Here is a 25,693-nt window from a genome sequence, read left to right as displayed (position 1 = left end):
AAAGAGCGGATAACGATCCTGCGGAAGAGGCCCGCCCTGTTCTGTGGGGGGGGGGGCGGGCAGACTTCAGGGGAGGCGCGGCCGGCACGGGGGGTGCCGCCCGCGTCGGCGTTTCGTTAAATCGCTGTTTCGAAGCCGTCAAGGCGTCGTGAACCCGTGTCTTCCGGCCGTACTCTTCCATCGGTACGGACGAGGCGCCCGGATAGTCGGCGCGTCGAGTGATTTCCGTTTCCGGCGCTCCCGTTCGCCTTTCCTCCGCTGCGCGCACTCTGCTCGTCGACGAAATGCCGATAAACGCGCCCGGGGATTGTCGTGAACACGATAGGAATTGGCGCCGTGAGGGCATGCCGCAGCCGAATTCCGGTCTCGCGCCCGGCCCGGATCCGGGCACCGTGGGGGAGAGCCCGGACCACCCGACCGGGCGCGGCCGGATCTCCGCGCCGCGCGGCCTTCTGGTGGTGATGTCTCCCCAGACGATGCCCGGCGGGGGCGGTCCGGTCATCGTTTCGTTCATAGAGTTCACGGGCCGCTACAGACGGGGATAACGCTCGTGGCCCCAGGCGCAGTAGGCGTACTGGTCGGAGCTGCGGACGATGTCGCAGTGGTGCTCCGGGCAGTGGGCGACCACCGGGCCGGAGTAGGCCTCCCCGAAGTGCAGTCCGCCGTCCGACGGGTGGGGGTGGTACGGGTACGGGTACGGGTCGTGCGCGTAAGGGTCCTGGGCGTGAGGGCCCTCGGCGTACGCCTCGTGCGCGTACGGGTCGTGCGCATACGCGTACGGGTCCCCGCCCCCGTCGCCCCAGCCGGCGTCGGGTCCCGCGTCGAAGCCCCCGTAGTCGACCCCCAGGGATCCGGTGGCCCCGCCGTACGCGCCGGACGGGTCCATCAGCGCCGCGCCCACGGCCGCGCCCGCCAGGGCGCCCGCGACCCCGCCGCAGAGCCGCTGGGCGGCGGCCCGGCCCTCGTCGCTCATCTCGAAGACATCGGCGATCGTGTCGCCGACCGCCGCCCCGACCTCGCCGAACAGACGGCCGGCCAACAGGGAAACCGGTGTGGACCACGGCATGTTCGCACCTCCTGCCTCCACCGTGCTCCTTCGACGGCGTGATCGGGAACCAGGTGCACGGAGCACGTTCTCCTCGGCTCACGTCACGCCCCCGAGCCACTCCCGTGGCCCGAACCGGACCCGAGGACGACCCTCCACCCGCACGTACCCGCACTGCGGCTGCCTCCAGGACCCTGCTCCCGCACGGGTTGTGCGCAAAGCCCACCACCGCCCCCGCCCCGGGGCTACGCTGATTCCGATGGCCGGATCGCGTGGGGGTGCCCCGGCCGATCCGACACCGGGTGGGGCTTCGGATGACGGAACTCGACGCGCTCCTCCGCCGGATGCCGGCCGCCCGCGGCCGCGCCGACCTGGAGACACTGCAACAGCTCATGCGCCGCATCGCCGGCGCAGGGAGACAGAACCGGGCCACCGCGCGCCGCACCGGCTTCGCCCGGCTGGTCGCCGCCGCCCACGGCCGCGTCGGGCGCGAACAGGACTCCCTCCAACGCGATGTGTTGGCCCATCAGGCGCACCTGGTCCGGCACCTCGAACGATTGTCGACGCACGCGGTCGGCGTCGACGCCGACGTTGCGCGGATCGCGGGCCACCTCCGCCGCACCGACACGATCCTCGGCGCCGTCGAGCGGCGCGGCATCGAAACCGCCCGCCTCACCGCCGACCTCGCCGAAGGCCTCGCCGGCCTCGCCGAGTTCGTCGCCTCCCTGGAGACCCGCGCCGAGCAGGAGCGGGGAGCCCTCCACGGCGCGCTCGGCACCCTCGAACGCCGGGTGGGGGTCCTGGAGGCCGCCGACGCCGCCGACACCCACCTCCTCACCGTCCTGCACGCCTGGCGGAGCGGCGCCACCTACGCCGGACTGCCCTGGACCTGCCAGGTGCCGCTGCTCGCCGAGGAGGTGTTCTGCGGCCCCTGCGGGCTGTACGAATCCCTCGGCGGGGACGAGCGGCGCTACCGCGACCGCCTGGCGCAGGCGCTGACGGACGCAGCCGGCCCCGCCCTGTGGAGCGAACGCCCTCCCGTCGCAGCCGTACTCGACGCCCTCGCCGACGACCTCGGCGACGGGGAACCGCGCCTGCTGGTCGCGGAGATCCTCGGCGCCGGCCTGCCGCCCGGACTCGACGGGCCGCGCGGCCCCCTCACCGCCGCGCTGCGCGCCCGCCTCGCACCCGACGACCCCGCACCGCACGCGCCCCGGACCTGGATCCCCGCCCGGCTCGACGGCCCCGCCTACGTCCGGCACACCGTGGACGAACAGGCCGACCACGCCCTGCACGCCCGCCGGGACGCGCACCCGTTCCCCGGAGAGGGGTGAACCGGAATGGACCCGCTCGAAGTGGCCCGCCGGGCCCGGCGGACCGGAGCCCGGGCCGCCGCCCTCGCCGCCGGAGCCGTGTGGACCCGCGGCGCCCCGCTGCCCGTCCCGCCGCCGCTCGGCCTGGCGGCCCCCGCCGACGTACTGCACCGGGCCGGCGTCGGCGACCCGCGCCGGACCGCGGTGGTCCTGCTGTTCGCAGGGGCCGCCCGCCACGGGGCCTACCTGGCGGGCGTGCTGGCGTACCTCGCCGAGCAGGGCGTGCCCGTGGCCGCCGTCGCCGGAACCGGAGCGGGCGCCCTCGTGGCGGCCGCACCCGCACTCCTCGACGCCGCCGACCGGCTCCACGCGCTCTGGCCGGACGGCGGGCCCACGGACCCGGACGGCAGCGCCGACGACACGGTGCACCAGCACGTGGACCCCGCACGGCTCCGGGCCGGGCGACCGCTGTACACCTCCGCGTTCCGGCCGCTGCCGAACCGGGTGCTGCGCACCCACCACCGGATCCTCGCCCCCCACGGCCCGGACCACGGCCCCGCCCGCGCCGACCCCGGAGACCGCGGATACGCGCCCCTGCGGCTGCGGTGGTCCGCCGACCCGGCCCGTGCCCCCGCCTCGCTGCGCCACCACTCCCACTGGCGGCACGTCAACTCCCTGCCCGCGGACCGGATGGCCGCCGCCGTGCGGGGCGGCGCGGCCCTGCCCCCTACCCATCCCCCGTACCCGTCCCCGTCCCCGACGCCCCGTACCGCGCCGCCCGCCGGGGCCGCGGTACGCGTGCTCGTCGTCCACCTCGGCCCCGGTCCGCTCGCCGACCGCATCACGGCCCACGGCGGCGACGCTACCGTCGAGGTCTTCCCCCGGCCGTCCCTCGCCCCCGGGCCCGGAGCCGCCGCCCCCGGAGCCGACCTGCACCGGCGCGGACACGAGGACGCCCGCGCCGCCCTGGAACCGCGCTGGCGGGAGGCGCTCGCACCTGCCGCGGCCGAGGCCTTCGCCGCGCACCGGGCCGCCGCCGTCGCCGAACTCGGCCTGCCCCTGCCCGAACTGCCGATCGCGGCCGCCCCGCACACCCCGGCCGGGCACCCGGCCCCCGGGCCCGCACCCGCACCAGGACCCGCACCAGCACCAGGTCCGGGCGACGCAGGACCCGGACCCGGACCGCGCCCGAGGAGCACCCGCCGACCGTGACCGACACCAGCGACACCTTCGAAGCACTCCGCGAGGACGTGACCCGCCTCTGCCAGGACCTGCTGGCCCGCGCCGAGGCCGACGACGCGCCGCACACGGCCGGCCGGCTCGCCGAGGCCCTGGACCGCCTCGCCGAGGGCCGGCTCACCGCCGTCGTGTGCGGGGAGTTCAACCGGGGCAAGTCCACCCTGCTCAACGCGCTCCTCGAACGCACCGACGACCTCCTGCCCACCGCCCTCTACCCCAAGACGCGGCTGGTCACCACCGTGGAATGGGGCGAGCACGAGGAGTACCTGGTCCGCCTCACCGCCGCCGACGGCACCGTCACCGAACGCCGCATCACCCGCACCGAGATCGACGACTACGTGGGGGAGACCGTCCACGGTCCCGCCGGCCCCGTCGCCTCCGCCCCGGACGCACCGGTCACCGTCCACATCCGGCTGCCCCACCCGCGCCTGCGCTCCGGCCTCGTCCTCGTGGACACACCCGGCGTCGGCGGCCGCTACCCCGCCCACGCGAAGATCACCCACGCCGCCGTGCAGGACGCCGACGCCCTCGTCTTCGTCTGCGACGTCCTCGACCCCCTCACCGATCCCGAACTGGCCTTCCTCGCCTCCGCCGGAACCGCCCTGCGGGCCGCCGACAGCGAGGACGCGCTCCTCGTCGTCGTCAACAAGACCGACCAGGACCCCGAGCACGAGGACTTCGCGCACGAGATGCGCCGCAGGGTCGCCCGGTACACGGGCCGGACCCCGGCCGCCACCCCCGTCCACCCGCTCTCGGCCCACGCCAGGATCGACCACCTGCGCACCGGCGACCGGGCGTTCCTGCGGGCCAGCGGCATGCCCGCGTTCGAGGACGCGCTGTGGCGGACCCTGGCCGCCCGCCGGGTACGGGTCCTGCTCGGTACCCCGCTCCACGAGGCGCGGACCGCGGCGCAGGCCCTGCTCGCCCCGCTCACGGCGCAGGAAGAGGCCCTGCGCGACACCACCGGCCGGGAACTGGAACGACTGGCCGCCGAAGCCGCCGCGCGGCAGCAGCGCCTGGACCGGCTCGCCGCGGAGGGCGCCGACTGGCGCGACCGGGCCGCCGCCCGCCTGGAGGAACTGCGGGCCGAGCTGGCACGACGGCTGTCCGCTGCCTTCGACGGGATCTGGGAGCGCGCCGACGCCGAACTCGACCGGCAGGAAAGGTTCCTGACCGACCCGGAGCTGCTGGAGGAGCACCTCGACAACGAGTGCCTGCTCGCCGTCGGCACCCTCGGCACCTGGGCCGCCCGCCAGGCCACCGGCACCGTCCAGGACCTCGCCGCCGAGACCGGCCTCACCCTCACCGCCCCCGCGCTCGCAGCGCCCGCCCGCGGCCCCGTGGTGGAGCTCCCCTCCTACCGGCGGCTGCGCCCCAAGAAGAGGAAGGTCCACCACGAGGGGCCCGTGCACACCGAGGTCGTCGGCCACCGCGGGGAGAACGCCTCGGGCGGCCGGGCCGGGCCCGTCAGGACCGCCGTCGCCGGCTTCGCCCGCGGATTCGGCAGCTCCTTCGGCAACCGCGTCGCCGAGCGCCTGGGCGTGCGCTACGTCGCCGAGACCGCCACCGTACGCGGCCCCGGCCACACCACCGTCGAGTACCGGCCCGTCCCGGCCGGCCGGCTCGCCGAGCGCAGACGCGAGCTGAGGGCCGAGCTCACGCGCCAGCGCACCCGGGCCGAGAAGGCCGTCGCCGCCGGGACCGCGGCCCGGATCGAGGAGTTCTCGGCCGCGGTCACCGCCGAGATGGAAGGCCTCGTCGCCCGCGAGCAGGAGACCCTCGCGGCCACCCTGCCACGGCTGGCGGAGGCCCGCCGCGCCACCCGCGAGGAGGCACTCGCCCGGCTGGCCGAACTCCTCGACGCCCAGGCTCCGTTGCGGGCGGCACGGCAGGCCGCGGACCAGCTGCTCGACGAGACCGCCGCCCTCGCCGGCGAGACCCGCACCGCCCGCGGCACCGACCGCCCCGGCGACGGCGGCGACGAGGAGAAAGCCCGGTGAACAGCCCCGCCCCGGCCCCCGGACCCACCCACCGGGCCGCCACCGCCCCCCGCCCCACCACCGCCCCCCGCCCCACCACCCACCCCGGATCCACTGCCGCAGACGGCGCCGGCACCCCCGGCGCCCGCTTCACCGCCGTCCTCCACGAGGCCGCCCGGGCGATCGCGGGCCGGCCCGCCCTGGAACCCGTACGCCACGCGCTCGCCGCCGCCGAGGCCCGACTGGCCGCCCGGATGCGGCTCGCCGTCGTCGGCCGGGTCAGCCAGGGCAAGTCCACCCTCGTCAACGCCCTCATCGGCCGACGTCTCGCACCGACCGGCCGCCTCGAACTGTCCTACACCGTCAACCACATCCGCCACGGCACCCCGCCCTCCCTGACACTGCACCGCCGCGACGGCACCAGCGTCCCCGCCGACCTCGCCGAACTGGAGCGGTACGCCGTCCGCGCCGCCGAACACCGCGAGTACCTCGCCGCCATCGACCACCTGGAAGTCGTCTGCGACAGCCCCCACCTCGCCGCCTTCGACCTCATCGACACCGCCGGCCTCGGCTCCGTGTGGCACGAGGACTCCCAGCGCACCCTGGACTTCCTGCGCCGCAGCAAGGACAGCGTCGACGAGGAGACCGCCGCCGCCACCGCCCGCGCGGACGCCCTGATGGTCGTCATGAGCGGGCGCGGCATGGCCGGCGGCGACGCCGAGCTGCTCGCCCGCTTCCTCGGCCCCGACGCCGTCCTGCGCTCCCCGGTCACCGCCGTCGGCGTCCTCACCAAGGTCGAGACGCTGTGGCCGCACGCCCCGGACCCCATGGCCGCCGCCCGTGAACTCCTCGCCCGTACGACCGCGTTCGCCGCCAACCGCCGGCTCGTCTTCGACACGGCCCCGGTGTGCGGACTCCTCGCCGAGACCGCCGCCCTCCTCGACGGGGCCGACCTCGACGCCCTCACCGCCCTCGCCGCCGTTCCCGCCCCCCGGCTGGACCGCGCCCTGCGCAACGCCGTCGTCTTCGGCGGCACCGACGACGACCCCCTGCCCCTGACCGCCGCCGAGCGCCGGGCCCTGTACCGCCGCTTCAGCGGGTACGGACTCCACAGCGCCGTACGCCTCGTACGCGAGGGGGCCACCACCGCAGCCGAACTCCGCACCGCCCTCTCCGCCCTGTCGGGCATCGACGCCCTGCGCCGCACCGTCACCGGCCACTTCGGGCACCGCTCCGAAGCCGTCAAGATCCAGGGCGCCGCCGGAGCCGTCAGTGACACCGCCCGGGGCCTGCGCCCCACCCTCGACGCCGAGGACCGGCACGCCGCCGACGCGGTGGACCGCCTCCTCACCGGGTTCCTCGCCCGTGAACCGGCCCTGGGCGAACTGGACGTGCTGCACCGGCTCGCCACCGGCGCCCTCCGCCTCGGCCCCGAAGACCGCGAACAGGTCCTCGCCCTGGTCGGCGCCCGGGGCCGGGACGTCCACTCCCGCCTCGGCCTGCCGCCCGACACCCCCCTCGACACCGCCCGGCGCCGCGCCCTGGACCTCGCCGCGGCCTGGCTGCCCCGCACCGCCGCCGGCTTCCCCGGCGGGGACCGGGCCGCGGCCCGCCTCCTGCACGCCCGCTGCCAGAACCTCCTCGCCCACATCGACGCCGCACGAAGCCATCTGGAGGACCCCCGGTGACCCAGTCGTACGAGCAGGCCGGCGGCAGCACCCGTACGCCCCCGCACGCCCCGGCCGAGCACATCCTCGTCGTCGACCTCGGCACCACCGTCACCACGGCCACCCTCCTCATGGGCCCCGGAGCGCAGCCCATCCCCGACCCGGTCGCAGGCGCCCGCTCCCGGCCGAGCTGCGCCTTCGTCGAACCCCACGAGATCGTCGTCGGCGAGCTGGCCGACGGCCGCCGCCTCGGCGACCCGCAGCGGTTCCGCGCCGAGTTCAAACGCCGCCTCGGCGGCGGCCCCGCCGCCCGCGAGTACATCGCCTTCCCCGAGCAGCAGCCGGGCGAAGACCCCTCCGTCGCCGACCCGTTCCCCCTCGGCGACGGCCCCGGGGCGCACGGCCGGCACATCACCGCAGGTGACCTCAGCGCCGCCCTCCTCGCCGCCGTACGCGCGGAGGCGGAGCGGCTCGGCGGCGCGCCCGTCGACCGCCTGCTGGTCACCTGCCCGGGGGACTTCGCCATCGGCAACCGGGCCGACCTGCGCTGGACCGAACTCGACGAAGCCTGCCGCGCCGCGGGCTTCGCCGACGTCGAGTACCTCCACGAGCCGGTCGCCGCCGCCTTCGCCCCCTGTCCGGCCCCGGCCCGGCAGCCGACAGCCACCTGCTCGTCTACGACTTCGGCGGCGGCACCTTCGACGCGGCCGTCATCCGCACCGGCGCCGGACACCACCACGTCCTGGCCGCCGACTCCCTCCAGGACTGAGGGGGCGCCGACCTCGACGCCCTGATCCTGCAGGAGATCACCGCCACCTCCGGACTGGGCCCCGAGGAGCTGCACCACGCCGAGGCGGCCCTGCGGATCGCCGCCCGCGACGCCAAGCACCAACTGTCCACCGACGCCACCGCCCACATCGACCTCGGCCCCCTGCGCCCGGGCATCCGCCTCACCCGGGAGCGGCTGGAGGACCTCGTCCACGCCTCCGCGCTGCTGGAACGCACCCACGCCCTGGTCGACAAGCTCCTCGGCGAAGCCGGCGTCGACACGCAGCGGCTAGCCGGCGTACTCCTCGTCGGCGGCACCAGCCGGATGCCCCTCGTCGCGCACGGCCTGGCGCACCTGACCGCGTACCGGCCCATGGACATCGGCTGCGCCGTCGTCGACGGAGCCACCGCATGGGCCCGGACGGCCCCCACCCGCACCGTCCTCCCGGACCCGCCGGCCACCGCCCTGACCCCGGTCCGCTGGCCGCTGCCCCGGGGCGGCCGGGCCACCCTGAGCCGCTGGCTGGTCCAGCCCGGCGACCGCATGGCCGCCGGCGATCCGGTGGCCCGGGTGTCGCTGGCCGACGGCACCCTATGGGACCTGTGCACCTCCGTCCCCGGCACCCTCGCCCACCAACACCGCGGCCAGGGCGACCGGTTCGCTGCGGAGGACTGGCTGGCCACCGTCCGGACGGCCCCGCTCGATCCGACGCCCGGGGCGCGGCCGCGCGCACTGCGGCCCGTGCTGCGCGTACCCGGCGACGGGCACGCGGGCCCGGCCGCCTTCGCCGCGGACGGCAGCCGCTTCGCGCGGACCGCCGCCGACGGGACGACCGTACGCGCGGCCCTGCACCTGAGGCCTGCCCCGGCCGCCCGCCGGGGCACAGGGCTAGGAGGGCATTTCCTCCGCGGGTGCGAGGACGGTCAGCGTGCCGTCGGCTCCCCGCCCGGTGGCCCCTCCCGCGCCGGGCCCGGGCCCGAGTTCCGTGAAGGGCTCGGCGAGCAGCCCGGTCACGGCGGCCGGTTCCAGGCCGGGCAGGTGGAGCACCAGCACCGTCCGGGTCCCGATCCCCACGGTCAGGAACCGCCCGGTCGGATCGCACACCAGCCCGGTCACCGGGCCGATGCCCAGGTCGTGGAGGGTGGGCTCGCAGTCCCCGTCGCCCAGGCGGTGCAGTACGGTCGCGCCCTGGAACGGCCGGTCCAGTTCCTCCCGGACGGCCCGCATCACGTTGGGCAGCTGGTAGCGGGGCCGTGATCCGGTGTTCGAGCGGAGCAGCCGGTGGAGGCGGTGCCGGTGGGCGGCCGCGGGCGTGCGGGCGAACCAGACGGTGCGGCTGTCCGGCGCCACGGCGACGCTGTCCACCTCGAACAGCTCCAGCAGCCGGCCCCCGTGCCCGTCCTGCCACCTCAGCTCCGCGTCGGCGTGCGGCGGTGACGCGGACACCGTCAGCCGCCCGCCGTCGACGACGGTCAGCGGGCCGGGCCAGCCGCTGGTGCGGGTCGTGGCGAAGTCCCGTTGGAAGCCGGTCGGGGTGGCCCGCCCGAGGAGCAGTCCCCACTGGTGGCCGTGCGCGGCCCCGGCGAACGAGCCGTCCCGGGCCACGGTCAGCGAGAGGACACCGGTCTCGGCCTCCCAGGTCTGCGCCCACCCGCCCTCGACCTCCTGCCAGTGGCGGAGCACCGTGGCGGAGGCCGTGAGCAGTTCGCCGGGCCCCGGGACGGCGACGTGCGCGACGGGGTCGGGGGTGTGCAGGGCGGGCCGTTCCGCGCCGGGCCCGTACGGGCGACGGCACCGTCCGCGTGGTGCCGCTGGCCGCTGGGGCTGTGCCCGGAGGCGCACAAGGTGCTGCTCCGCGTAGGACCGCAGCGCCCGCACGCCGACACCCGTCCGGGCGGCGAGCTCCCCGCTCCGCACCACTTTCCCTCTCGTCGGCCCCGAGCTGACGCCCCTAGGACCGCACCCCCTGGAAAGGGTTGCTTCCGCCCAGCCGCATGCGGCCGGCGCGGGGCTCGTCGGCCCGCGGGACCGCCGTCACACCGCGGGCGACGACTCTGCGATGCGGTAGCGCCGGTACGCGCTGGCGAGCGGGCGCCGGTGCCGGTCGGTGAACACCCCGTGGACCTCGTAGGTGCCGGCGGCGGCGTGTCCGATGGGCAGACGCTCGGGCTGGAGGTGGATCTCGTAGGGGCCGCCGGCCCGGAAACCGCCGAGCTGGGTCTCGTGCGCCGCCTCGACGGTGCCGTCCCGGACCCGGGTCTCGGTGTAGGCGAGCCCGTCCACGTCGCGGCCCAGCCGGAAGACGAGGCACAGCGTGACCAGTGCCCCCTCGGGCAGTTCGACCGGGTCGGACCGCTCCGGGTGCGCACTTCCAGGGCGGCCCGAGCAGCCCTCGTCCTCGGTCAGCAGGGCCATGTCCACGAGCTGGAAGTCGGTGGTTCGTGATGCGTCCATGGCCCGCCCCTGCCCCGGAGGACCGCCAGGAAACGAAGCACGGCCGCCGCGGGTGTCGGCCCGTCCGGGCCGGGGCAGGCGCGGCCACGCGAAGGAGGTGCGGTCATGGCAGGCAGCATGCGGGACAAGCAGCAGCAGCCCGGAACGGGCCGCGAGGAGCAGATCCGCGAGGTACCGGCGGCGGACCCCGCGCCGACCGACGAGCTGCGGCGGAAGGACCGGCCGCACGGCCGCCGCCCGCCCGAGGACCGGCGGTGGAACACCGTCCGCCGCGAGGACTGACACGGCCCCGGCCCTCACCGACGGGGCGCACCGGCCCGTGCGCGCCGCCCGCCGAACGAAGCCGTGTCGGCGGGCGGCGCCGCCGGGCCGCGGCCGGACGGGCCGTTGTGCGAAACGTTGTGCGAAACACGGCGGCCGGACCGCTTCCGGGACCACGGAGCGGGCAGGCGTCGGGTGCACCGGCCGGTGGCACACCGGCGGGGCACCGATGGTGAAGGGGGCGTGCCCATGGACGGGCCCGGCAGCGCCAGGCCCCGGGACGGTTTCACGCCCAGGCGGCGGGACTGCGTGACCGGGGACGTCGACCGCGTGCGCGCGTTCCTGGAGGAGACGTACGGGACGCGCATCGGGATCCGTCTACCGGCCCCGGCCGCGGAGCAGTACCGGCTGTCCTGCGTCGACACGGCCGCGGTCGGTGTGGGCGAACTGGAACTCCCGGGCACGCTGGACTTCACCAGCGGTCCGCCGAAGTTGTTCGTGGCCGTCACGGTGCGCTCGGGACGCGTCGTCCTGGAAGACGGCCGCGAGGACCACCGCTTCGGGCCGGGCAGGACCTTCCTCAGCGGTCGTCCGGGCCGGCCCCGGACCGCCCGTACGGAGGACGCCGCCCTCGACACCCTCGCCCTGCCCTGGGCCGTGGTGCAGGCCGCGGCCCGGCAGGTCGTACCCGACTCACGGCGGACCGTGCGGTTCACCGGGCTCGCCCCGGCCGACGAGGCCCGGGCCGTCCTGTGGCGGCGCACCGCCGAGTTCGTGCGCCGCTCCCTGCTGAGCAGGGAGGCGCCCGTACCCCCGATCGTCCTCGGCGAGGCGGGACGGCTGCTGGCCGCGACCGCACTGGAGGTGTTCCCCAACGACGCGGTCGCGCACCCCCTCGACCCGCCGGAGGGCCCCGACCTCACCTCGGACACCCTGCGGCGTGCCGTGGCCTTCATCGAGAACAACGCGGACCGGGACATCGGCCTGGCCGACATCGCCGGGTCGGTGCCGGTCACCCCCAGAGCCCTGCAGTACGCCTTCGCGCGGCACGCCGCGACCACGCCGCTCGCCTACCTGCGCCGGGTGCGCCTCGCCCAGGTGCACGCCGAGCTGACGGCCGCCGCCCCGGCCGACGGCGGCGTCACGGTCACCGAGGTTGCCGCGCGCTGGGGTTTCACCCACGCCGGCCGGTTCGCGGCGGCCTATCGGAACGCGTACGGCGCCTCGCCCTCGCAGACCCTGCGGTCTCCCCTCGACGGCTGACCGTGGCGGCCGCCCGCAGCGGCCTACGCATGCCCGCACGGTGGTGACAGTGCACAATACGTCCGTACACCCTCCGGCATCACCCCTGGGGAGGGCGGCCCGGAGCGGAGGCGGACCACAGCTGGGAGGTGAGGGGAATGGTCGACGACGCACCCGTCGGTGACGGTCCGGCGCGCCGTTCCCTGAACGGGCTGCGGCTGGCGGTCGTGCGGGAGATCACGGCGGCGCTCGACGGCGTTCCCGCGGAACAGGTACCCGAACGGCTGTGCGGTGCCGTTCTGGGCCTGCTGCCCGTCAGGGGGCTGGCGCTGAACCTGACCGCGGAAGGGATCTACACGACCCCCCTGTGTGCGACGGACCCCACCGCCCTGCGCCTTGCGGAGATCCAGTTCACCCTCGGGGAGGGCCCCGGCGTCCGCGCGGCGGAGGCCTTCGCCCCGGTCCTCGCGCCCGACCTCGCCACCGACTCCAGGCGGTGGCCGCTGTTCGTGCCGCAGGCCCTCCAGACGGGGGCACGAGCGGTCTACTCCATTCCGCTGGGCAACTCGACCGTGGTGATCGGAACCCTCGACCTGTACCGCGACGTCGCGGGCAAACTGGCACCGCAGGACCTGGCCGCTGCCGTCATCGCCGCCGACGCCTCGACCGCCGTGCTGGCGGCCCTCGACCACACCGCCACCTCGGACGAAGGCGTCGCATCCTGGCTTCACGACGCCGGGCAGGCCCACAATGAGGTGTACCAGGCAGTGGGCATGCTGATGGTCCAGCTCGGATGCCGAGCCGACGAGGCCCTGCTCCTGCTGCGTGCTCGGGCCTTCCGCGAGGGACGGACGGCAGCCGAGGTCGCCCATGACGTCATCCACCGCAGGACCCACTTCGACGAGAATGACTAGTTCCAAGCCCACAGGGACGGGAAGCAGGCGACCGACATGACCCGCGAACAGCAGCTGGCCAGGGCATTCGTCAGCCTGGCGGACACGCTCGCGCCCGACTTCGACCCCCTGAGCCTCTTCGACGGGCTGGTCGGCCACTGCGTGGACCTGCTCGACGCCGACGCGGGCGGCGTGATGATGGGCGACGCCCGCGGTGGACTGCGCATCATGGCCGCCTCGGGCGAGGAAGCGGTACTCCTCGAACTGCTCCAGCTCCAGACCGGAAGCGGGCCGTGCGTGGACTGCTACCACAGCGGTCAGCCGCTCACGGTCCCCGATCTGGCGGGGGAACGCCGACGCTGGCCCGAGCTGGCCGCCGCCGCCCTGGAGGTCGGTTACCAGTCGTCGCAGACCGTCCCGCTCCGCCTCCACGACCACGTCATCGGCGCGCTGACGCTGTTCCGCCGCACCACGGGCGTGCTGCGACCCGAGGAGATCGAACTCGCCCAGGCGCTCGCTGACTCCGCTGCGCTGTCCCTGCTGCACTGGAGCGCCGACCCCGTCCCGGCGGCCGAGGTGCTCACGAAGACGCAGGCCGCGATCGCGTACAAGAACGCCCTCGAGATCGCCAAGGGCATGGTCGCCCAGCACGCCCGCGTGAGCCTGCTGGAGGCCTCGCAGCTGCTGCGCGACTACGCCGTGCGCCACCAGGTGTCCATCGCGGACACCGTGCACGGGCTCGTGGCGCGCACCCTCGACCTCGACCGGATCACCGCCCTGCCGCAGTCGTGAACCCGCGGCCGGGAACCCGCACCGGGGGCCCTGCGCCCCTCATCAGCCCTGCCCCGGCGGCCGGGCCCGCTGAGCGCCCGCGAGGGCGCGGACGGCGACCTGCAGGTCGGCCACCAGGCCGCGGTACGCGGCGTCCCGGTCCGGCGCGCGGAGCACGGCGGACGGATGCACGGTGACCAGCACCCGGGCCTCGGGCAGACCCGGACGTCCGTCCCGCCCGTCGGCTTCCGGGAGCGGCTCCAGGGTGCCCCGGTGGTCACCGAGCCGGAAGGGCCCGCCGAGGAGCGCCCGCCCGGCCGTCGCGCCCAGGGCCACCACCAGGCGTGGCCGGACCGCGGCCAGCTCCGCCACCAGCCACGGCCGGCAGGCGGTCATCTCCCGCAGGCTCGGGGCCTTGTGGATCCGTCGTTTCCCGCCTTCGGGGACGGTGAACTTGAAGTGCTTCACCGCGTTCGTGAAGTAGACCGAGGACTCGTCGAGGCCGGCCTCGCCCAAGGCACGGCGCAACAGGACGCCCGCCGGGCCGACGAAGGGCTCGCCCTCCCTGTCCTCCCGGTCCCCGGGCTGCTCGCCCACGAGGACGACCGGGGCCCGGCGCGGGCCCGCCCCGAAGACCGTCTGCGTCGCGTCCTCGTGCAGCGGGCAGCCGCGGCAGGAGGACGCGGCCCTGCGCAGCTCGCCGAGGTCGCGCGTGTCCGGAACGAACGGTCCGGCGTCGTGGTCCGGCCCCCCGGCCGGGGCGGCACTCCGTCCGCCGCCTTCCGCGTGCTGTGCTCGCTGCCGCACGCCACTCACCTCCGTCGGATCAACCGAGGGCCGACCGCGGCCGCGCCCGGGCGGCAGGGCGGTGTCACCCGGCGTCGCTGCCCGGGAGGCCGGTGACCTCGTCCTGCTCCTGCTCCTCCGCCTGCTCGGGCTCCTCGATCACGTGGACCGCGGCCTCCTCCGCTGCTGCGGCACCGCCGTCGATGCCCACGTCGCTGGCCCGAACGGCCAGCTGCCGGCCTGCTTCGGGGTCGTACACGGCGGTCAGCCGGCCGGCCCGCACGCCACCGGCCTGAGGGTCGATCGGTTCGCCGTTGCCGCCCGGCAGGTCGCCGATTCCGTTGTCCTCACCGGGCTGCGTCGGGTCGGGGTCGGGGACCTCCCGGGCCAGTCGCTCGTCCAGGCTCTCCCCGTCGTGCTGCTCGCGCAGGGTCGTGCCGTGGCCCGCGGCCGCGTACGGGCGCTCGGGCGGGGACTCGCCGGTGTCGAGCCGTTCGTCGAGTCCGGGCTCGGCGAGGGTGTTCTCCAGGTCCGGCTGCGCCTCACCGGGCTGGTCCGGGTCCGGCAGCTGGTACACGTTGTCGCCGGTGGGATCGGTGTCGCTCATGGTGTGCGCCTTTCACTGGGCGTCCGTGCGTGCTCCGTGCCCCGCCCTGCGGCTCCTCGCGCTACACGTCCCGTTTTACCACCGTTCCGCCATCCGGCCCTGACGGGTCCGGCGGCCCCGCATGCGACGTCCCGGCCCGGGCAGACGCGTAGGCAATCGGGGCGACGGGCGCGAGGGCGGAACCGAGCGGATCCGACCAGGAGGGAGCAGGACGATGAAGGTTGCCGACTACGTGTTGCAGCGACTGCGGGAGTGGGGGATCAGGTACGTCTTCGCCTACCCGGGCGACGGGATCAACGGTCTCCTCGCGGCCTGGGGACGGGCCGAGGACCGGCCGCGCTTCATCCAGGCGCGACACGAGGAGATGTCCGCCTTCCAGGCCGTCGGCTACGCCAAGTTCTCCGGCCGGATCGGCGTCTGCGCCGCCACCTCCGGCCCCGGAGCGATCCACCTCCTGAACGGGTTGTACGACGCGAAGCTCGACCACGTGCCCGTCGTCGCCGTCGTCGGGCAGACCGACCGCAGCGCCATGGGCGGCTCCTACCAGCAGGAGGTCGACCTGCTCTCCCTGTACAAGGACGTCGCCTCCGACTACTGCGAGATGGTCACCGTCCCCGCACAACTGCCCAACGTCCTGGACCGGGCGATGCGGATCGCCGCCACCCGCCGGGCACCCACCGCGCTGATCCTCCCCGCCGACGTGCAGGAACTCGACTACGAGCCGCCCGCCCACGTCTTCAAGCAGGTCCCCTCCAGCCTGGGCGTCGGCCACTACGCGCCCGTGCCCGCCGCCGAGGACATCGCGCGGGCCGCGGACATCCTCAACGCGGGCGAGCGGCCGGCGATCCTCATCGGGCAGGGTGCCCGGCACGCCCGCGCCGAGGTCGAGCAGGTCGCCGACCTCCTCGGCGCCGGCGTCGCCAAGGCGCTGCTCGGCAAGGACGCGCTGCCCGACACCCTGCCGTACGTCACCGGGGCGATCGGGCTGCTCGGCACCAGGCCGTCGTACGAGATGATGCGGGACTGCGACACCCTGCTCGTGGTGGGATCCAGCTTCCCGTACACGCAGTTCCTGCCGGAGTTCGACCAGGCCCGCGCCGTCCAGATCGACATCGAACCGGCCATGGTCGGCCTGCGCTACCCGTTCGAGCTCAACCTCGTCGGCGACGCCGCCGAGACGCTGCGGCGCCTCGTACCGCTGCTGGACCGCCGTACGGACGGCGCCTGGCGCGAGACGATCGAGAAGGGCACCGCGCGCTGGTGGGAGGTCATGGAGCGGCGGGCCGACGTGCCGGCCGAACCGATCAACCCCGAGTACGTGGTGCACGCGCTGGACGGGCTGCTGCCGGACGGCGCGATCGTCACCGCGGACTCCGGGTCCGCCGCGAACTGGTACGCGCGGCACCTGCGGATGCGCGACGGCATGCGCGGCTCCCTCTCCGGCACCCTCGCCACCATGGGACCGGGCGTGCCGTACGCGATCGGCGCGAAGTTCGCCCACCCCGACCGTCCGGCGATCGCACTCGTCGGGGACGGCGCGATGCAGATGAACGGGCTGGCCGAACTCCTCACCGCGGCCAAGTACTTCCACGACTGGTCGGACCCCCGGCTGGTCGTCGCCGTGCTGAACAACCAGGACCTCAACCAGGTCACCTGGGAGATGCGCGCCATGCAGGGCGCCCCGCAGTTCGAACCCTCGCAGAGCATCCCCGACGCCCCCTACGCCGAGGTCGCCGCCCTGTTCGGCCTCGACGGCGAGCGGGTGGAGACGGCCGAGGCCGTCACGCCCGCCTGGCGGCGGGCGCTGGCGGCGGAGCGGCCGTACGTCATCGACTTCCGGACGGACCCCGCCGTACCGCCGATCCCGCCGCACGCCACCTGGGACCAGATCAAGTCCGCCGCCGCCTCGGTGGTGCGCGGGGACAGCGACCGCGCCGCCGTGGTCCGGCAGGGGGTCCGGGCGAAGCTCCAGGAGTTCCTGCCCGGCGGCGGGGGGAGCTGAACGTGACCGCCCGCCGCAACGGCGGAACCGACCCCGCCGCGCCCGACCCCGCCGCGCCCGACCTCGCCGGGCTGGAACGCGCCCTGCGCGCCGAGGTCGACGGCGAGGTCCGCTTCGACGCGGGCAGCCGCGGCGCCTACTCCACCGACGCCTCGAACTACCGGCAGGTCCCGATCGGCGTGGTGGTCCCACGGACCGTGGAGGCCGGGGCGCGGGCGGTCTCCGTGTGCGCACGCTTCGCCGCGCCCCTGCTCTCCCGCGGCGGCGGCACCAGCCTGGGCGGCCAGTGCACCAACACCGCGGTCGTCCTCGACTGGACCAAGTACTGCAACCGGCTGGTGTCCGTGGACCCCGGGGCGCGGACCTGCGTCGTCGAACCGGGCATCGTCCTCGACGAGCTGAACCGGCAGCTGGCCCCGCACGGACTGCGGTTCGGCCCCAAGCCGGCCACGCACAGCCACTGCTCGCTCGGCGGCATGATCGGCAACAACAGCTGCGGCGCCTCCGCCCAGGCCTACGGCACGACCGCCGACAACGTCAGCGGCCTGGAGGTGCTCACCTACGGCGGGCTGCGCTTCCACGCCGGACCCACCGGCAGGGACGCCTACGAGCGGATCGCCGGCGGCGACGACGACCGGGCCCGCCTGTACCGGTCGCTGCACGACATCGCCTCGCGCCACCTGGCGGAGATCCGCCGCGGCTACCCGAAGATCCCGCGCCGGGTCTCCGGCTACAACCTGGACGCCCTGCTCCCCGAGAACGGCTTCGACGTCGCCCGGGCCCTCGTCGGCAGCGAGGGAACCCTGGCGACCGTGCTGCGGGCGGAACTCCGGCTGGTGCCGGTGCCCGCGGCGGAGGCCCTGCTGGTGCTGGGCTTCGACGACGTCCTCGCCGCCGCGGACGCCGTCCCCGCCCTCCTGGCGCACAGCCGCCCCACCCAGCTGGAAGCCGTCGACGGGCGCATGGCGCAGCTGATGCGCGAGGAGCAGGTCCACCTGGAGTCACTGGCCGTGCTGCCCGAGGGCGACAGCTGGCTGCTCGTCCAGTTCGCCGGCGGGACGCGGCAGGAGGCCGACGACCAGGCGCACGCGCTGCTGCGCGCGATCGGGCGCACGGAGGACGACCCGTCCGTGGCCCTCTCCGACGACCCGGACCGCGAACAGGAGTTCCTGAAGACCCGGGAGGCGGGACTGGGCGTCACCGCCCGGCCCCCCGACGGCGCCGAGACCTGGGAGGGCTGGGAGGACTCGGCCGTCCCCCCGGAGCGGCTCGGCGACTACCTGCGCGACCTGGAGCGGCTCTACGACCGCTACGGCTACCAGCAGGCCTCCCTCTACGGGCACTTCGGCCAGGGCTGCGTGCACACCCGGATCCCGTTCGGCCTGCGCGACGCACGGGGCGTCGAGGCGTTCCGGGCGTTCCTCTTCGACGCCGCCGACCTGGTGTCCTCGTACGGCGGTTCCCTCTCGGGGGAGCACGGCGACGGGCAGGCCCGCGGCGAACTGCTGCCGAGGATGTTCGGCACGGCGCTGGTCGAGGCGATGGGCGAGGTCAAGGCACTGTTCGACCCGGGGAACCGGATGAACCCCGGCAAGGTCGTCCACCCGCACCGCGTCGACGCCGACCTGCGCCTGGGCGCCGACTGGCGGCCCCGGCCGCACGGTGCCACCCATTTCGCGTACTCCGACGACGACCACGACTTCGGTCGGGCCGTACAGCGCTGCGTCGGCATCGGCAACTGCCGGAGCCACCGCGGCGGGGTGATGTGCCCCTCCTACCGGGCCACCGGGGAGGAGGAGCACTCCACCCGCGGCAGGGCCCGGCTGCTGTTCGAGATGCTCGACGGCCACGGCGACTCGCCCGTCACCGACGGCTGGCGCTCCACGGCGGTCCGCGACGCCCTGGACCTGTGCCTGGCCTGCAAGGGCTGTGCTTCCGACTGTCCGGTCGGGGTGGACATGGCCACGTACAAGGCCGAGTTCCTCGCCCACCACTACCGGGGGCGGCTGCGCCCGCCCGCCCACTACGCCCTGGGCTGGCTGCCGCTGTGGGCGCGGCTGGCCCGCACGAGCCCGGGCCTGGCCAACGCCGTCCTGCAGGCGCCGGTGCTGGGCCGGTTGGGGAAGCTGGTGGCGGGGGTCGACCCGCGCCGCGCGGCCCCGCCGTTCGCCCGCAGGTCCTTCCAGGAGCAGTGGCACGGCCCCGGCGACACCGCCTACGGCCTGCCCGGCCCGTACGACCTGCCCGGCCCACCGGGTCCGCCCGGTGCGCCCGATCCGCGTGACCGGCGCACCGTGCTGCTGTGGCCGGACACGTTCACCAACCACTTCCACCCGCACGTCGCCCGCGCGGCCGTCCGCGTCCTCCAGGACGCCGGCTTCCGGGTCGCGGTGCCGGACGGCGCGGTCTGCTGCGGCCTGACGTGGATCTCCACCGGGCAGTTGGCGACAGCCCGCCGGGTGCTCGACCGGAGCCTGCGCGTGCTGCGGCCGTGGCTGGAAGCCGGCACCCCGATCGTCGTCCTCGAACCCTCCTGCGCCGCCGTGTTCCGGGCCGACGCCGCCGAGCTGCTCCACGGCGACGCGGACGTGCACCGGCTGGGCGCGCTGACGCGCACCTTCGCCGAGCAGCTCGTCGACCACGCTCCCGACGGCTGGCGGCCGCCGCGGGCCGACCGGGCGGCGACCGTGCAGACCCACTGCCACCAGCACGCCGTCCTGGGCAGCGGCCCGGACCGCGAGCTGATGCGCCGCGCCGGCCTCGACGCCGACGTGCTCGACGCCGGATGCTGCGGTCTCGCCGGCGACTTCGGCTTCGTGCGCGGGCACTACGAGCTGTCCCTCGCCGTCGCCGAACAGGGCGTCCTGCCGGCCGTCCGCGACACAGCCCCCGGCGCGTTCGTCCTGGCGGACGGGTTCAGCTGCCGTACGCAGTTGGACCAGGCCGACACCGGGCGAGGGGCCCTGCACCTCGCCGAGGCGCTCGCCCTCGCCCTGGACGGGCCGCTGCCCGCAGACCACCCCGAGCAGGCCGTCCCACGCCCGCGACCCCGGCCCGGGCGGTCGCCGTCGGTGCCCTGGGAGCCCTGTTCGGGACCGCGGCCGGAGCCGCCGCCGCGTGCCGTCCCCGCCGCCGTGCAGCGGCCCGGCGCCAGGCCGGCGGCCCGCCGTGACCCGCGCCCGCGGTCCGGAGCCGGCCGTCGAGGCCCTCACGGTGCGGGTCCTCGACTTCCCCACCGACGCCCCGGAGGCCGACGGCACCGCCGCCTGGGACTCCACCACCATGGTCCTGGTCGAGGCGGCGTGCGGAGCCCACCACGGCTACGGATGGACCTACGGGTCCGGGGCCGCAGCCGTCGTCGTCACCGAGCTGCTGGCCGACCGGGTCACCGGCCGCCGCGCCTTCGACGTCCCGGCCGCGCACGAGGCCATGCACCGCGCCCTGCGCAACGCCGGCCGCCCGGGCATCGGCGGCTACGCCCTGTCCGCCGTCGACACCGCCCTGTGGGACCTCAAGGCCCACCTCCTGGAGATCCCGCTGGTCGACCTGCTCGGCCGGGCCCGCACCGGCGTCCCCGTCTACGGCAGCGGCGGCTTCACCACCTACGACGACCACCGCCTGGAGCGGCAGCTGCGCGGTTGGACCGCGGACGACCGGATCCCCCGCGTAAAGATCAAGATCGGTGAGGCGTGGGGTACCCGGGAGGACCGGGACCTGGCCCGGATCCGGCGGGCCCGCGAGACCGTCGGACCGGACACGGAGCTCTACGTCGACGCCAACGGCGCCTACTCCGCCCAGCAGGCGATCCGGATCGCCGAGCGCTTCCGGGAGTACGACGTCCGCTGGTTCGAGGAGCCGGTCTCCTCTGACGACCTGGAGGGCCTGTCCCGGGTCCGGGCCGCCACCGCCGCCGACGTGGCCGCCGGCGAGTACGGGTTCACCCTGCCCTACTTCGCGGCCATGGCCCCCGTCGTCGACTGCCTCCAGGCCGACGCCACCCGCTGCGGCGGGCTCACGGCCTGGTTGCGCGCCGGGGCGCTCGCCCAGGCGCACGGGCTGGAGCTGTCCGGGCACTGCGCACCGCACGTGCACGCCCACGCGGCGGCCGCCCTGCCCAACCTCCGCCACCTGGAGTGGTTCCACGACCACGTACGCATCGAACGCATGCTCTTCGACGGGGTCCTGGACCCGGCGGGCGGCGAGCTACGGCCCGGCGCCGACGGCTCCCCGGGCCTCGGCCTGACCCCGCGGCCGGAGGTGCTCGCGCGGTACGCCCGGCCCGCCGCGGGCCGCCCGCCGCAGCCCGACGCCACCTGACGCCGCCCCGACGGCAGACGGCCCGCGGCCGTAGCCAGGCGGCGGACGCGTCCCGACCCCGGACAGGAGGACCGCGACCGTGGCACCACCGCAGGCACCGCCCGCCGCTCCGCAGCCGCACGCCCTGCGCGACTACGCGCTGCTCGCCGACGGCCGGCGCGGCGCGCTCGTCGGTCCGCACGGCGAGATCGTGTGGATGTGCGCACCGGCCTGGCACGACGACGCCGTCTTCGCCGCCCTGATCGGCGGCCCCGGCTGGTACACCGTCACCCCGGCCGCCCCCTACGTGTGGGGCGGCTCCTACCGGCCGGGCAGTCTCGTCTGGTGCAGCCGGTGGGTGACCGGCACGGGCATCGTCGAGTGCCACGAGGCCCTCGCCTGCCCCGGGGACCGGCACCGCGCCGTCCTGCTGCGCCGCATCGAGGCGACCGACGGCCCGGCCGACGTGACGGTGCGGCTCCAGGTCGCCCCCGGCTTCGGCAGGCAGCGGCTGAGCGGGCTCGGGCGCGCGGAGAACGGCGACTGGACGGCCCGCGGCGGGGACCGGCTGCGGGTGCGCTGGAGCGGACCGCCCGGTGCCCGCCCCGCCGAGACCGGCGGGCATCCGGAGCTGCGCGCGCACCTGCACCTGGAACCCGGCGACCGCCAGGACCTCGTCCTGGAGCTCGCCGACGGGCCGCTCGGCCGCCGCGAGCCCGCCGACCGGCTGTGGCGGGCCACCGAGGAGGTCTGGGACGCCCGCGCGCCCGCCCTCCCGGACGTGCCCGGCCTGCGCGACGCCCGCCACGCGTACGCGGTCCTCAGGGCCATGACCGGCCCGGGCAGCGGTACGGTGGCAGCGGCGACCACCAGCCTGCCCGAACGCGCCGAGCGGGGACGCAACTACGACTACCGCTACGTCTGGATCCGCGACCAGTGCTACATCGGCCAGGCCGTCGCCGCCGCCGGGGCCCACCCCCTGCTGGACGACTCCGTCCGGTTCGTCGCGGCCCGCCTCCTCGAACACGGCCCCGACCTCGCCCCCGCCTACACCGTCGACGGCGGGCCCGTCCTGCCGCCCGCCCGGCTCGACCTCCCCGGCTACCCGGGCGGCTTCGACGTCATCGGGAACCGGGTCGGCCGACAGTTCCAGCTCGACTGCTTCGGCGAGAGCCTGCTGCTGTTCGCCGCCGCCGCCCGCCACGGGACGCCGGCCGCCGACGTCCGGCGCGCCGCCCGCATCGCGGCCGACGCCATCGCCGACCACCACACCCGCGAGGACTCCGGCATCTGGGAACTCCATCCCGACCGCTGGACGCACAGCCGGCTGGTCTGCGCGGCCGGGCTCCGCGCCGTCGCCTCCGTGCGCCCCTTCGCGGACCCCGGCCCCGCGGCGGGCTGGGAGGCCCTCGCGGACCGCATCACCGCCGACGCCGACCGCTGGCTGCACCCCAGCGGCCGCTGGCAGCGCTCCCCGACCGACCCCGGCGTGGACGCGGCGCTGCTGCTGCCCGCCCTGCGCGGTGCCGTGCCCGCCGAGGACCCGCGCAGCCTCGCCACCCTCGACGCGGTCCTCGCCGACCTCGCCCGGGACCACTACTGCTACCGCTTCCGGCACGACGAGCGGCCCCTCGGGGACACCGAGGGCGCGTTCCTGATGTGCGGGTTCCTCGTCGCCCTCGCCCACCACCAGCTGGGCCGGGCCGTCGAGGCCGCCCGCTGGTTCGAGCGCAACCGCGCGGCCTGCGGACCGCCGGGCCTGTACGCAGAGGAGTTCGACGTCACCCAGCGCCAGCTGCGCGGCAACCTGCCCCAGGCCTTCGTCCACGCCCTCATGCTCGAAACCGCCGTCCGCCTGGCCGACGACGCCTGACGCGTGACCCCCGCCCCGCCGGCGCCGCCCTCCCCGGGAGGTTTGCGGCCGTCCCGGGCGGACAAGCGCCCGTCATGACACCCCGGAACCGGACCCACACCCCCCGGACCGTTGTCGTCACCGGTGCGAGCGGCGGCGTCGGCCGCGCCTGCGCCCGGGCGTTCGCCGCCCGCGGCGACCGGCTCGCCCTCATCGCCCGCGGCCGGGCAGGCCTGCGCGCGGCACGGCTCGACGCCGAACGGGCCGGCGCGGCCGAGGTGATCACGCTGGAGCTGGACGTCGCGGACCCGGACGCCCTCGAAGCGGCCGCCCGGCGCGTCGAGGAGGAACTCGGCCCCCTCGACGTCTGGGTGAACGACGCCTTCACATCGGTCTTCGCCCCCTTCACCGAGGTCACGCCCGAAGAGTTCCGGCGGGTCACGGAGGTGACCTACCTCGGCTACGTGTACGCCACCCGCGCGGCCCTGGCCCGGATGCTGCCCCGCGACCACGGGGCGATCGTGCACGTCGGCTCCGCGCTCGCGTACCGCGGGATCCCGCTGCAGAGCGCCTACAGCGGCGCCAAGCACGCCCTGCAGGGCTGGCACGAGGCGCTGCGCTGCGAACTCCTGGCCTCCGGTACCCGGGTGCGCTCGACGATGGTGCAGCTGCCCGCGGTGAACACCCCCCAGTTCGACTGGGTCCGCTCCCGTCTGCCGCGGCGCGCCCAACCGGTGCCGCCGATCTACCAGCCGGAGGTCGCCGCCCGGGCGGTGCTGTACGCGGCCGACCACCCGCAGCGGCGGGAGTACTGGGTGGGTGCCAGCACGACGGCGACCCTGATCGCGAACGCGCTCGTCCCCGCCCTGCTGGACCGCCGTCTGGCGCGCACCGGATGCGCCGCACAGCAGACCGCGGAGCCGCAGCGCCCGGGCACCCCCGACAACCTCTACGCACCGGTCGACGCAGAACGGGACTTCGGGGCGCACGGCCGGTTCGACGACCGCGCCCGCGGCCGCAGCACGCAGCAGTGGGCCGCCCGGTGCCTCGACGAGCTGGCCGGGCGGCTGCGCCGCGCGGTGCGCACGCGCAGGTGACGGCCGACGGCTGACGCTACTGCCGAGCCCTCCTCGCCCGGTCGCGCGTCCGGCGCCCGGCGGAGCGGAGTTCCGGCACGGCGAGGGTGGCCCACACCGTCTTCCCGTCGGTCCGCCGGATGACGCCCCAGGCGGTGGCGAGGGCGTCGACGATGTGCAGGCCGTGTCCGTGGGGCTCGGCAGGCCGGTACGGGCGCACCAGCGGCTCCTGGCTGCTCGGGTCGGACACGCCGACGGTGAGCCGTCCGCCGTCGAGGTCGAGATCGAGGTCGATGCCGGTGGGCCCGCGCGTGTGGACGTAGGCGTTGGTGAGGAGTTCGCACGCCACGAGGACGGCGTTCTGGAACCCCTCGCCGCCCGGCCGGTCGGTGCACTCCGACAGCCGCCCGCGGACGAAGTCGAGCCCGGCTCCGGGCCTGCTGAAAGGGGAGGCCCCGAGGTCCCGGCGGTAGTGCAGGCGATGTCCGATCATGACTGCTCCCGCTCCGCGCGTTCCCGCGCCGTACCCCGGCAACCCCGTATCCGCCCGGCAACTCTCGGTGTTCGCTCCCCGGCCGTCGGCGCGCGGGGTTTCGTTCCGGGGCATCCCGGGCCGTACGGGCCCGCCGGTGCTGCGCGCCGTCACCCGGCACGCAGCCGGTCGGCCGCGCCACGGGTCAGGCCCACGCGGACCAGGCCGTCGGCCAGTCGGGCGAACTCGCGCCGCGGTACGAGCGCGGCGAGCTTCTCCGGCGTACGGGGCAGGCCGACGCCGGATGCCGCGTCACGCACCCGTGCGTCGGCGAAGGGCCGCAGCTCCGGCCAGACGGCCTGTGCCTCGCGGCAGAAGACGTCGGCTCCGGCCGGGCCGATCCTCGGCACCTCCTGGAGGAGCTCCCGTACGCGGGCCGGGTCACCGCCGGCCTCGTCCCGCAGGGCCCGCAGATCGCCGTTCCAGCGGTCGAGCAGCAGCTGCGCTCCCTCGCCGAGGGCGGTGGCCGTGCTCTCGTCGTACCTGCGGTAGTGCGCCCGTCCGAGCGCGTCGACGCGGTCCTGCCACTGCGCGTCCGCCATCCGCCGCGGTGTGCGCAGCCCGTCCGCGAACAGCTCCCGGGCCGCCGCGACCGCCGTGTTCGCACGGATGGGCGCCGACAGCAGCACGCACAGCACGAGCAGCTGGTACAGCGGCGCCGGAGTGTCGCGGAGCCGGATGCCGGCCTCGTGCACGTACGTCTCGCCGAAGTCGCGCAGGATCCGGCGGGCCATCGCCTTCGTGGAGTCCATCGGGTGTCCTTGCCGAGCGGTTCCGCGGGCGGGAGGCCCCGCCCCTTCCGGCCGGCGCCTGCCCCCGTCCCCGCGGGGCACTCCCGGTCGGGGGAAGGGGGGTTGCCCGGGCCGTTCGCGGGCAGGGGCAGGGTAGGTAGTCCGGGACACCGGACGC

Annotated in this window: 20 protein-coding genes and 2 pseudogenes; 15 read left to right on the top strand and 7 right to left on the bottom strand. The window is 75.8% G+C overall.

What is annotated here, in order from left to right; all coding sequences use genetic code 11:
• Positions 1-529: 529 nt before the first annotated feature.
• Complete coding sequence (locus tag ACZ4VL_RS20775) at positions 530-1,066, bottom strand: hypothetical protein (RefSeq protein WP_468201851.1); 537 nt, start codon at positions 1,064-1,066, stop codon at positions 530-532.
• A gap of 293 nt (positions 1,067-1,359) precedes the next feature.
• Here ACZ4VL_RS20775 and ACZ4VL_RS20770 point away from each other — a divergent pair, with 293 nt between their 5' ends.
• The 6 genes and pseudogenes from ACZ4VL_RS20770 to ACZ4VL_RS20745 all read left to right on the top strand — a co-directional run.
• Positions 1,360-2,379 carry a hypothetical protein gene (locus tag ACZ4VL_RS20770; RefSeq protein ID WP_468201849.1) on the top strand — a complete coding sequence of 340 codons (1,020 nt, stop codon included), beginning with the start codon at positions 1,360-1,362 and terminating at the stop codon, positions 2,377-2,379.
• A 6-nt stretch (positions 2,380-2,385) separates the two neighbouring features.
• Positions 2,386-3,570: a hypothetical protein gene (locus ACZ4VL_RS20765; protein WP_468201847.1), complete on the top strand. Its 1,185-nt coding sequence runs from the start codon at positions 2,386-2,388 to the stop codon at positions 3,568-3,570.
• On the top strand, positions 3,567-5,597 hold the full coding sequence (locus ACZ4VL_RS20760) for a dynamin family protein (protein ID WP_468201845.1): 2,031 nt from the start codon (positions 3,567-3,569) through the stop codon (positions 5,595-5,597). The genes ACZ4VL_RS20765 and ACZ4VL_RS20760 overlap by 4 nt, the downstream gene beginning before the upstream one ends.
• Positions 5,594-7,264, top strand: a complete 1,671-nt coding sequence (locus ACZ4VL_RS20755; protein WP_468201843.1) for a dynamin family protein — start codon at positions 5,594-5,596, stop codon at positions 7,262-7,264. The genes ACZ4VL_RS20760 and ACZ4VL_RS20755 overlap by 4 nt, the downstream gene beginning before the upstream one ends.
• Complete coding sequence (locus ACZ4VL_RS20750) at positions 7,261-8,037, top strand: Hsp70 family protein (RefSeq protein WP_468201840.1); 777 nt, start codon at positions 7,261-7,263, stop codon at positions 8,035-8,037. The genes ACZ4VL_RS20755 and ACZ4VL_RS20750 overlap by 4 nt, the downstream gene beginning before the upstream one ends.
• Positions 8,034-8,315: pseudogene (locus tag ACZ4VL_RS20745) on the top strand (hypothetical protein); the annotation flags it as partial. The gene ACZ4VL_RS20750 and the pseudogene ACZ4VL_RS20745, both read left to right, overlap by 4 nt.
• Positions 8,316-8,900: 585 nt before the next feature.
• Here ACZ4VL_RS20745 and ACZ4VL_RS20740 read toward each other — a convergent pair.
• Positions 8,901-9,929 (bottom strand): hypothetical protein, encoded by a 1,029-nt coding sequence (locus ACZ4VL_RS20740; RefSeq protein ID WP_468201837.1) that lies wholly within the window; start codon positions 9,927-9,929, stop codon positions 8,901-8,903.
• A 117-nt stretch (positions 9,930-10,046) separates the two neighbouring features.
• Positions 10,047-10,466, bottom strand: coding sequence for a hypothetical protein (locus tag ACZ4VL_RS20735; protein WP_468201835.1), 420 nt, complete (start codon positions 10,464-10,466; stop codon positions 10,047-10,049).
• A gap of 105 nt (positions 10,467-10,571) precedes the next feature.
• Here ACZ4VL_RS20735 and ACZ4VL_RS20730 point away from each other — a divergent pair, with 105 nt between their 5' ends.
• From ACZ4VL_RS20730 to ACZ4VL_RS20715, 4 genes are all read left to right on the top strand, one after another.
• Entirely contained in the window at positions 10,572-10,748 is a 177-nt protein-coding gene (locus tag ACZ4VL_RS20730; protein WP_468201833.1) for a hypothetical protein, read from the top strand.
• Positions 10,749-11,036: 288 nt separating this feature from the next.
• Positions 11,037-11,990 carry a helix-turn-helix transcriptional regulator gene (locus ACZ4VL_RS20725; RefSeq protein WP_468201830.1) on the top strand — a complete coding sequence of 318 codons (954 nt, stop codon included), beginning with the start codon at positions 11,037-11,039 and terminating at the stop codon, positions 11,988-11,990.
• Between the two features lie 137 nt (positions 11,991-12,127).
• Positions 12,128-12,883: an ANTAR domain-containing protein gene (locus ACZ4VL_RS20720; protein WP_468201828.1), complete on the top strand. Its 756-nt coding sequence runs from the start codon at positions 12,128-12,130 to the stop codon at positions 12,881-12,883.
• Positions 12,884-12,919: 36 nt separating this feature from the next.
• Positions 12,920-13,654: a GAF domain-containing protein gene (locus ACZ4VL_RS20715; RefSeq protein ID WP_468201826.1), complete on the top strand. Its 735-nt coding sequence runs from the start codon at positions 12,920-12,922 to the stop codon at positions 13,652-13,654.
• 42 nt (positions 13,655-13,696) lie between these two features.
• On the opposite strand, the gene ACZ4VL_RS20710 is transcribed toward ACZ4VL_RS20715, so the two are convergent.
• Both ACZ4VL_RS20710 and ACZ4VL_RS20705 read right to left on the bottom strand, forming a co-directional pair.
• Positions 13,697-14,440, bottom strand: a complete 744-nt coding sequence (locus ACZ4VL_RS20710; RefSeq protein WP_468201824.1) for a UdgX family uracil-DNA binding protein — start codon at positions 14,438-14,440, stop codon at positions 13,697-13,699.
• Positions 14,441-14,504: 64 nt separating this feature from the next.
• Complete coding sequence (locus tag ACZ4VL_RS20705; RefSeq protein WP_468201821.1) at positions 14,505-15,026, bottom strand: DUF5709 domain-containing protein; 522 nt, start codon at positions 15,024-15,026, stop codon at positions 14,505-14,507.
• A gap of 214 nt (positions 15,027-15,240) precedes the next feature.
• Between ACZ4VL_RS20705 and ACZ4VL_RS20700 the strand changes: the two genes are divergently transcribed.
• From ACZ4VL_RS20700 to ACZ4VL_RS20680, 5 genes and pseudogenes are all read left to right on the top strand, one after another.
• Positions 15,241-17,028, top strand: coding sequence for a thiamine pyrophosphate-requiring protein (locus tag ACZ4VL_RS20700; protein ID WP_468201819.1), 1,788 nt, complete (start codon positions 15,241-15,243; stop codon positions 17,026-17,028).
• A 2-nt stretch (positions 17,029-17,030) separates the two neighbouring features.
• Positions 17,031-20,200, top strand: a pseudogene (locus tag ACZ4VL_RS20695) (FAD-binding and (Fe-S)-binding domain-containing protein).
• Positions 20,197-21,345 carry an enolase C-terminal domain-like protein gene (locus ACZ4VL_RS20690; protein ID WP_468201817.1) on the top strand — a complete coding sequence of 383 codons (1,149 nt, stop codon included), beginning with the start codon at positions 20,197-20,199 and terminating at the stop codon, positions 21,343-21,345. Before ACZ4VL_RS20695 ends, ACZ4VL_RS20690 begins: the two are co-directional and overlap by 4 nt.
• Positions 21,346-21,424: 79 nt before the next feature.
• Positions 21,425-23,197, top strand: a complete 1,773-nt coding sequence (locus tag ACZ4VL_RS20685) for a glycoside hydrolase family 15 protein (RefSeq protein ID WP_468201815.1) — start codon at positions 21,425-21,427, stop codon at positions 23,195-23,197.
• A gap of 74 nt (positions 23,198-23,271) precedes the next feature.
• The gene (locus ACZ4VL_RS20680) at positions 23,272-24,273 is read left to right on the top strand and encodes an SDR family oxidoreductase (protein WP_468201813.1); all 1,002 of its coding nucleotides are present in this window, start codon (positions 23,272-23,274) and stop codon (positions 24,271-24,273) included.
• 16 nt (positions 24,274-24,289) lie between these two features.
• On the opposite strand, the gene ACZ4VL_RS20675 is transcribed toward ACZ4VL_RS20680, so the two are convergent.
• Positions 24,290-24,745, bottom strand: a complete 456-nt coding sequence (locus tag ACZ4VL_RS20675) for an ATP-binding protein (RefSeq protein WP_468201810.1) — start codon at positions 24,743-24,745, stop codon at positions 24,290-24,292.
• A gap of 149 nt (positions 24,746-24,894) precedes the next feature.
• Positions 24,895-25,536: an HhH-GDP family DNA glycosylase gene (locus ACZ4VL_RS20670; protein ID WP_468201807.1), complete on the bottom strand. Its 642-nt coding sequence runs from the start codon at positions 25,534-25,536 to the stop codon at positions 24,895-24,897.
• Between the last annotated feature and the right edge of the window lie 157 nt (positions 25,537-25,693).

The organism is Streptomyces sp. NPDC029014, assembly GCF_055564695.1.
The sequence above is the reverse complement of the archived record's forward strand: the minus strand, read 5'-3'. Positions and strand labels throughout refer to the sequence as shown.

What these genes read in the sequence shown, in the direction of transcription:
- ACZ4VL_RS20775 (WP_468201851.1), bottom strand. Translation starts at nt 1,066, where the DNA reads ATGCCGTGGTCCACACCGGTTTCCCTGTTGGCCGGCCGTCTGTTCGGC.
- ACZ4VL_RS20770 (WP_468201849.1), top strand. Translation starts at nt 1,360, where the DNA reads ATGACGGAACTCGACGCGCTCCTCCGCCGGATGCCGGCCGCCCGCGGC.
- ACZ4VL_RS20765 (WP_468201847.1), top strand. Translation starts at nt 2,386, where the DNA reads ATGGACCCGCTCGAAGTGGCCCGCCGGGCCCGGCGGACCGGAGCCCGG.
- ACZ4VL_RS20735 (WP_468201835.1), bottom strand. Translation starts at nt 10,466, where the DNA reads ATGGACGCATCACGAACCACCGACTTCCAGCTCGTGGACATGGCCCTG.
- ACZ4VL_RS20730 (WP_468201833.1), top strand. Translation starts at nt 10,572, where the DNA reads ATGGCAGGCAGCATGCGGGACAAGCAGCAGCAGCCCGGAACGGGCCGC.
- ACZ4VL_RS20720 (WP_468201828.1), top strand. Translation starts at nt 12,128, where the DNA reads ATGGTCGACGACGCACCCGTCGGTGACGGTCCGGCGCGCCGTTCCCTG.
- ACZ4VL_RS20715 (WP_468201826.1), top strand. Translation starts at nt 12,920, where the DNA reads ATGACCCGCGAACAGCAGCTGGCCAGGGCATTCGTCAGCCTGGCGGAC.
- ACZ4VL_RS20705 (WP_468201821.1), bottom strand. Translation starts at nt 15,026, where the DNA reads ATGAGCGACACCGATCCCACCGGCGACAACGTGTACCAGCTGCCGGAC.
- ACZ4VL_RS20700 (WP_468201819.1), top strand. Translation starts at nt 15,241, where the DNA reads ATGAAGGTTGCCGACTACGTGTTGCAGCGACTGCGGGAGTGGGGGATC.
- ACZ4VL_RS20680 (WP_468201813.1), top strand. Translation starts at nt 23,272, where the DNA reads ATGACACCCCGGAACCGGACCCACACCCCCCGGACCGTTGTCGTCACC.
- ACZ4VL_RS20675 (WP_468201810.1), bottom strand. Translation starts at nt 24,745, where the DNA reads ATGATCGGACATCGCCTGCACTACCGCCGGGACCTCGGGGCCTCCCCT.
- ACZ4VL_RS20670 (WP_468201807.1), bottom strand. Translation starts at nt 25,536, where the DNA reads ATGGACTCCACGAAGGCGATGGCCCGCCGGATCCTGCGCGACTTCGGC.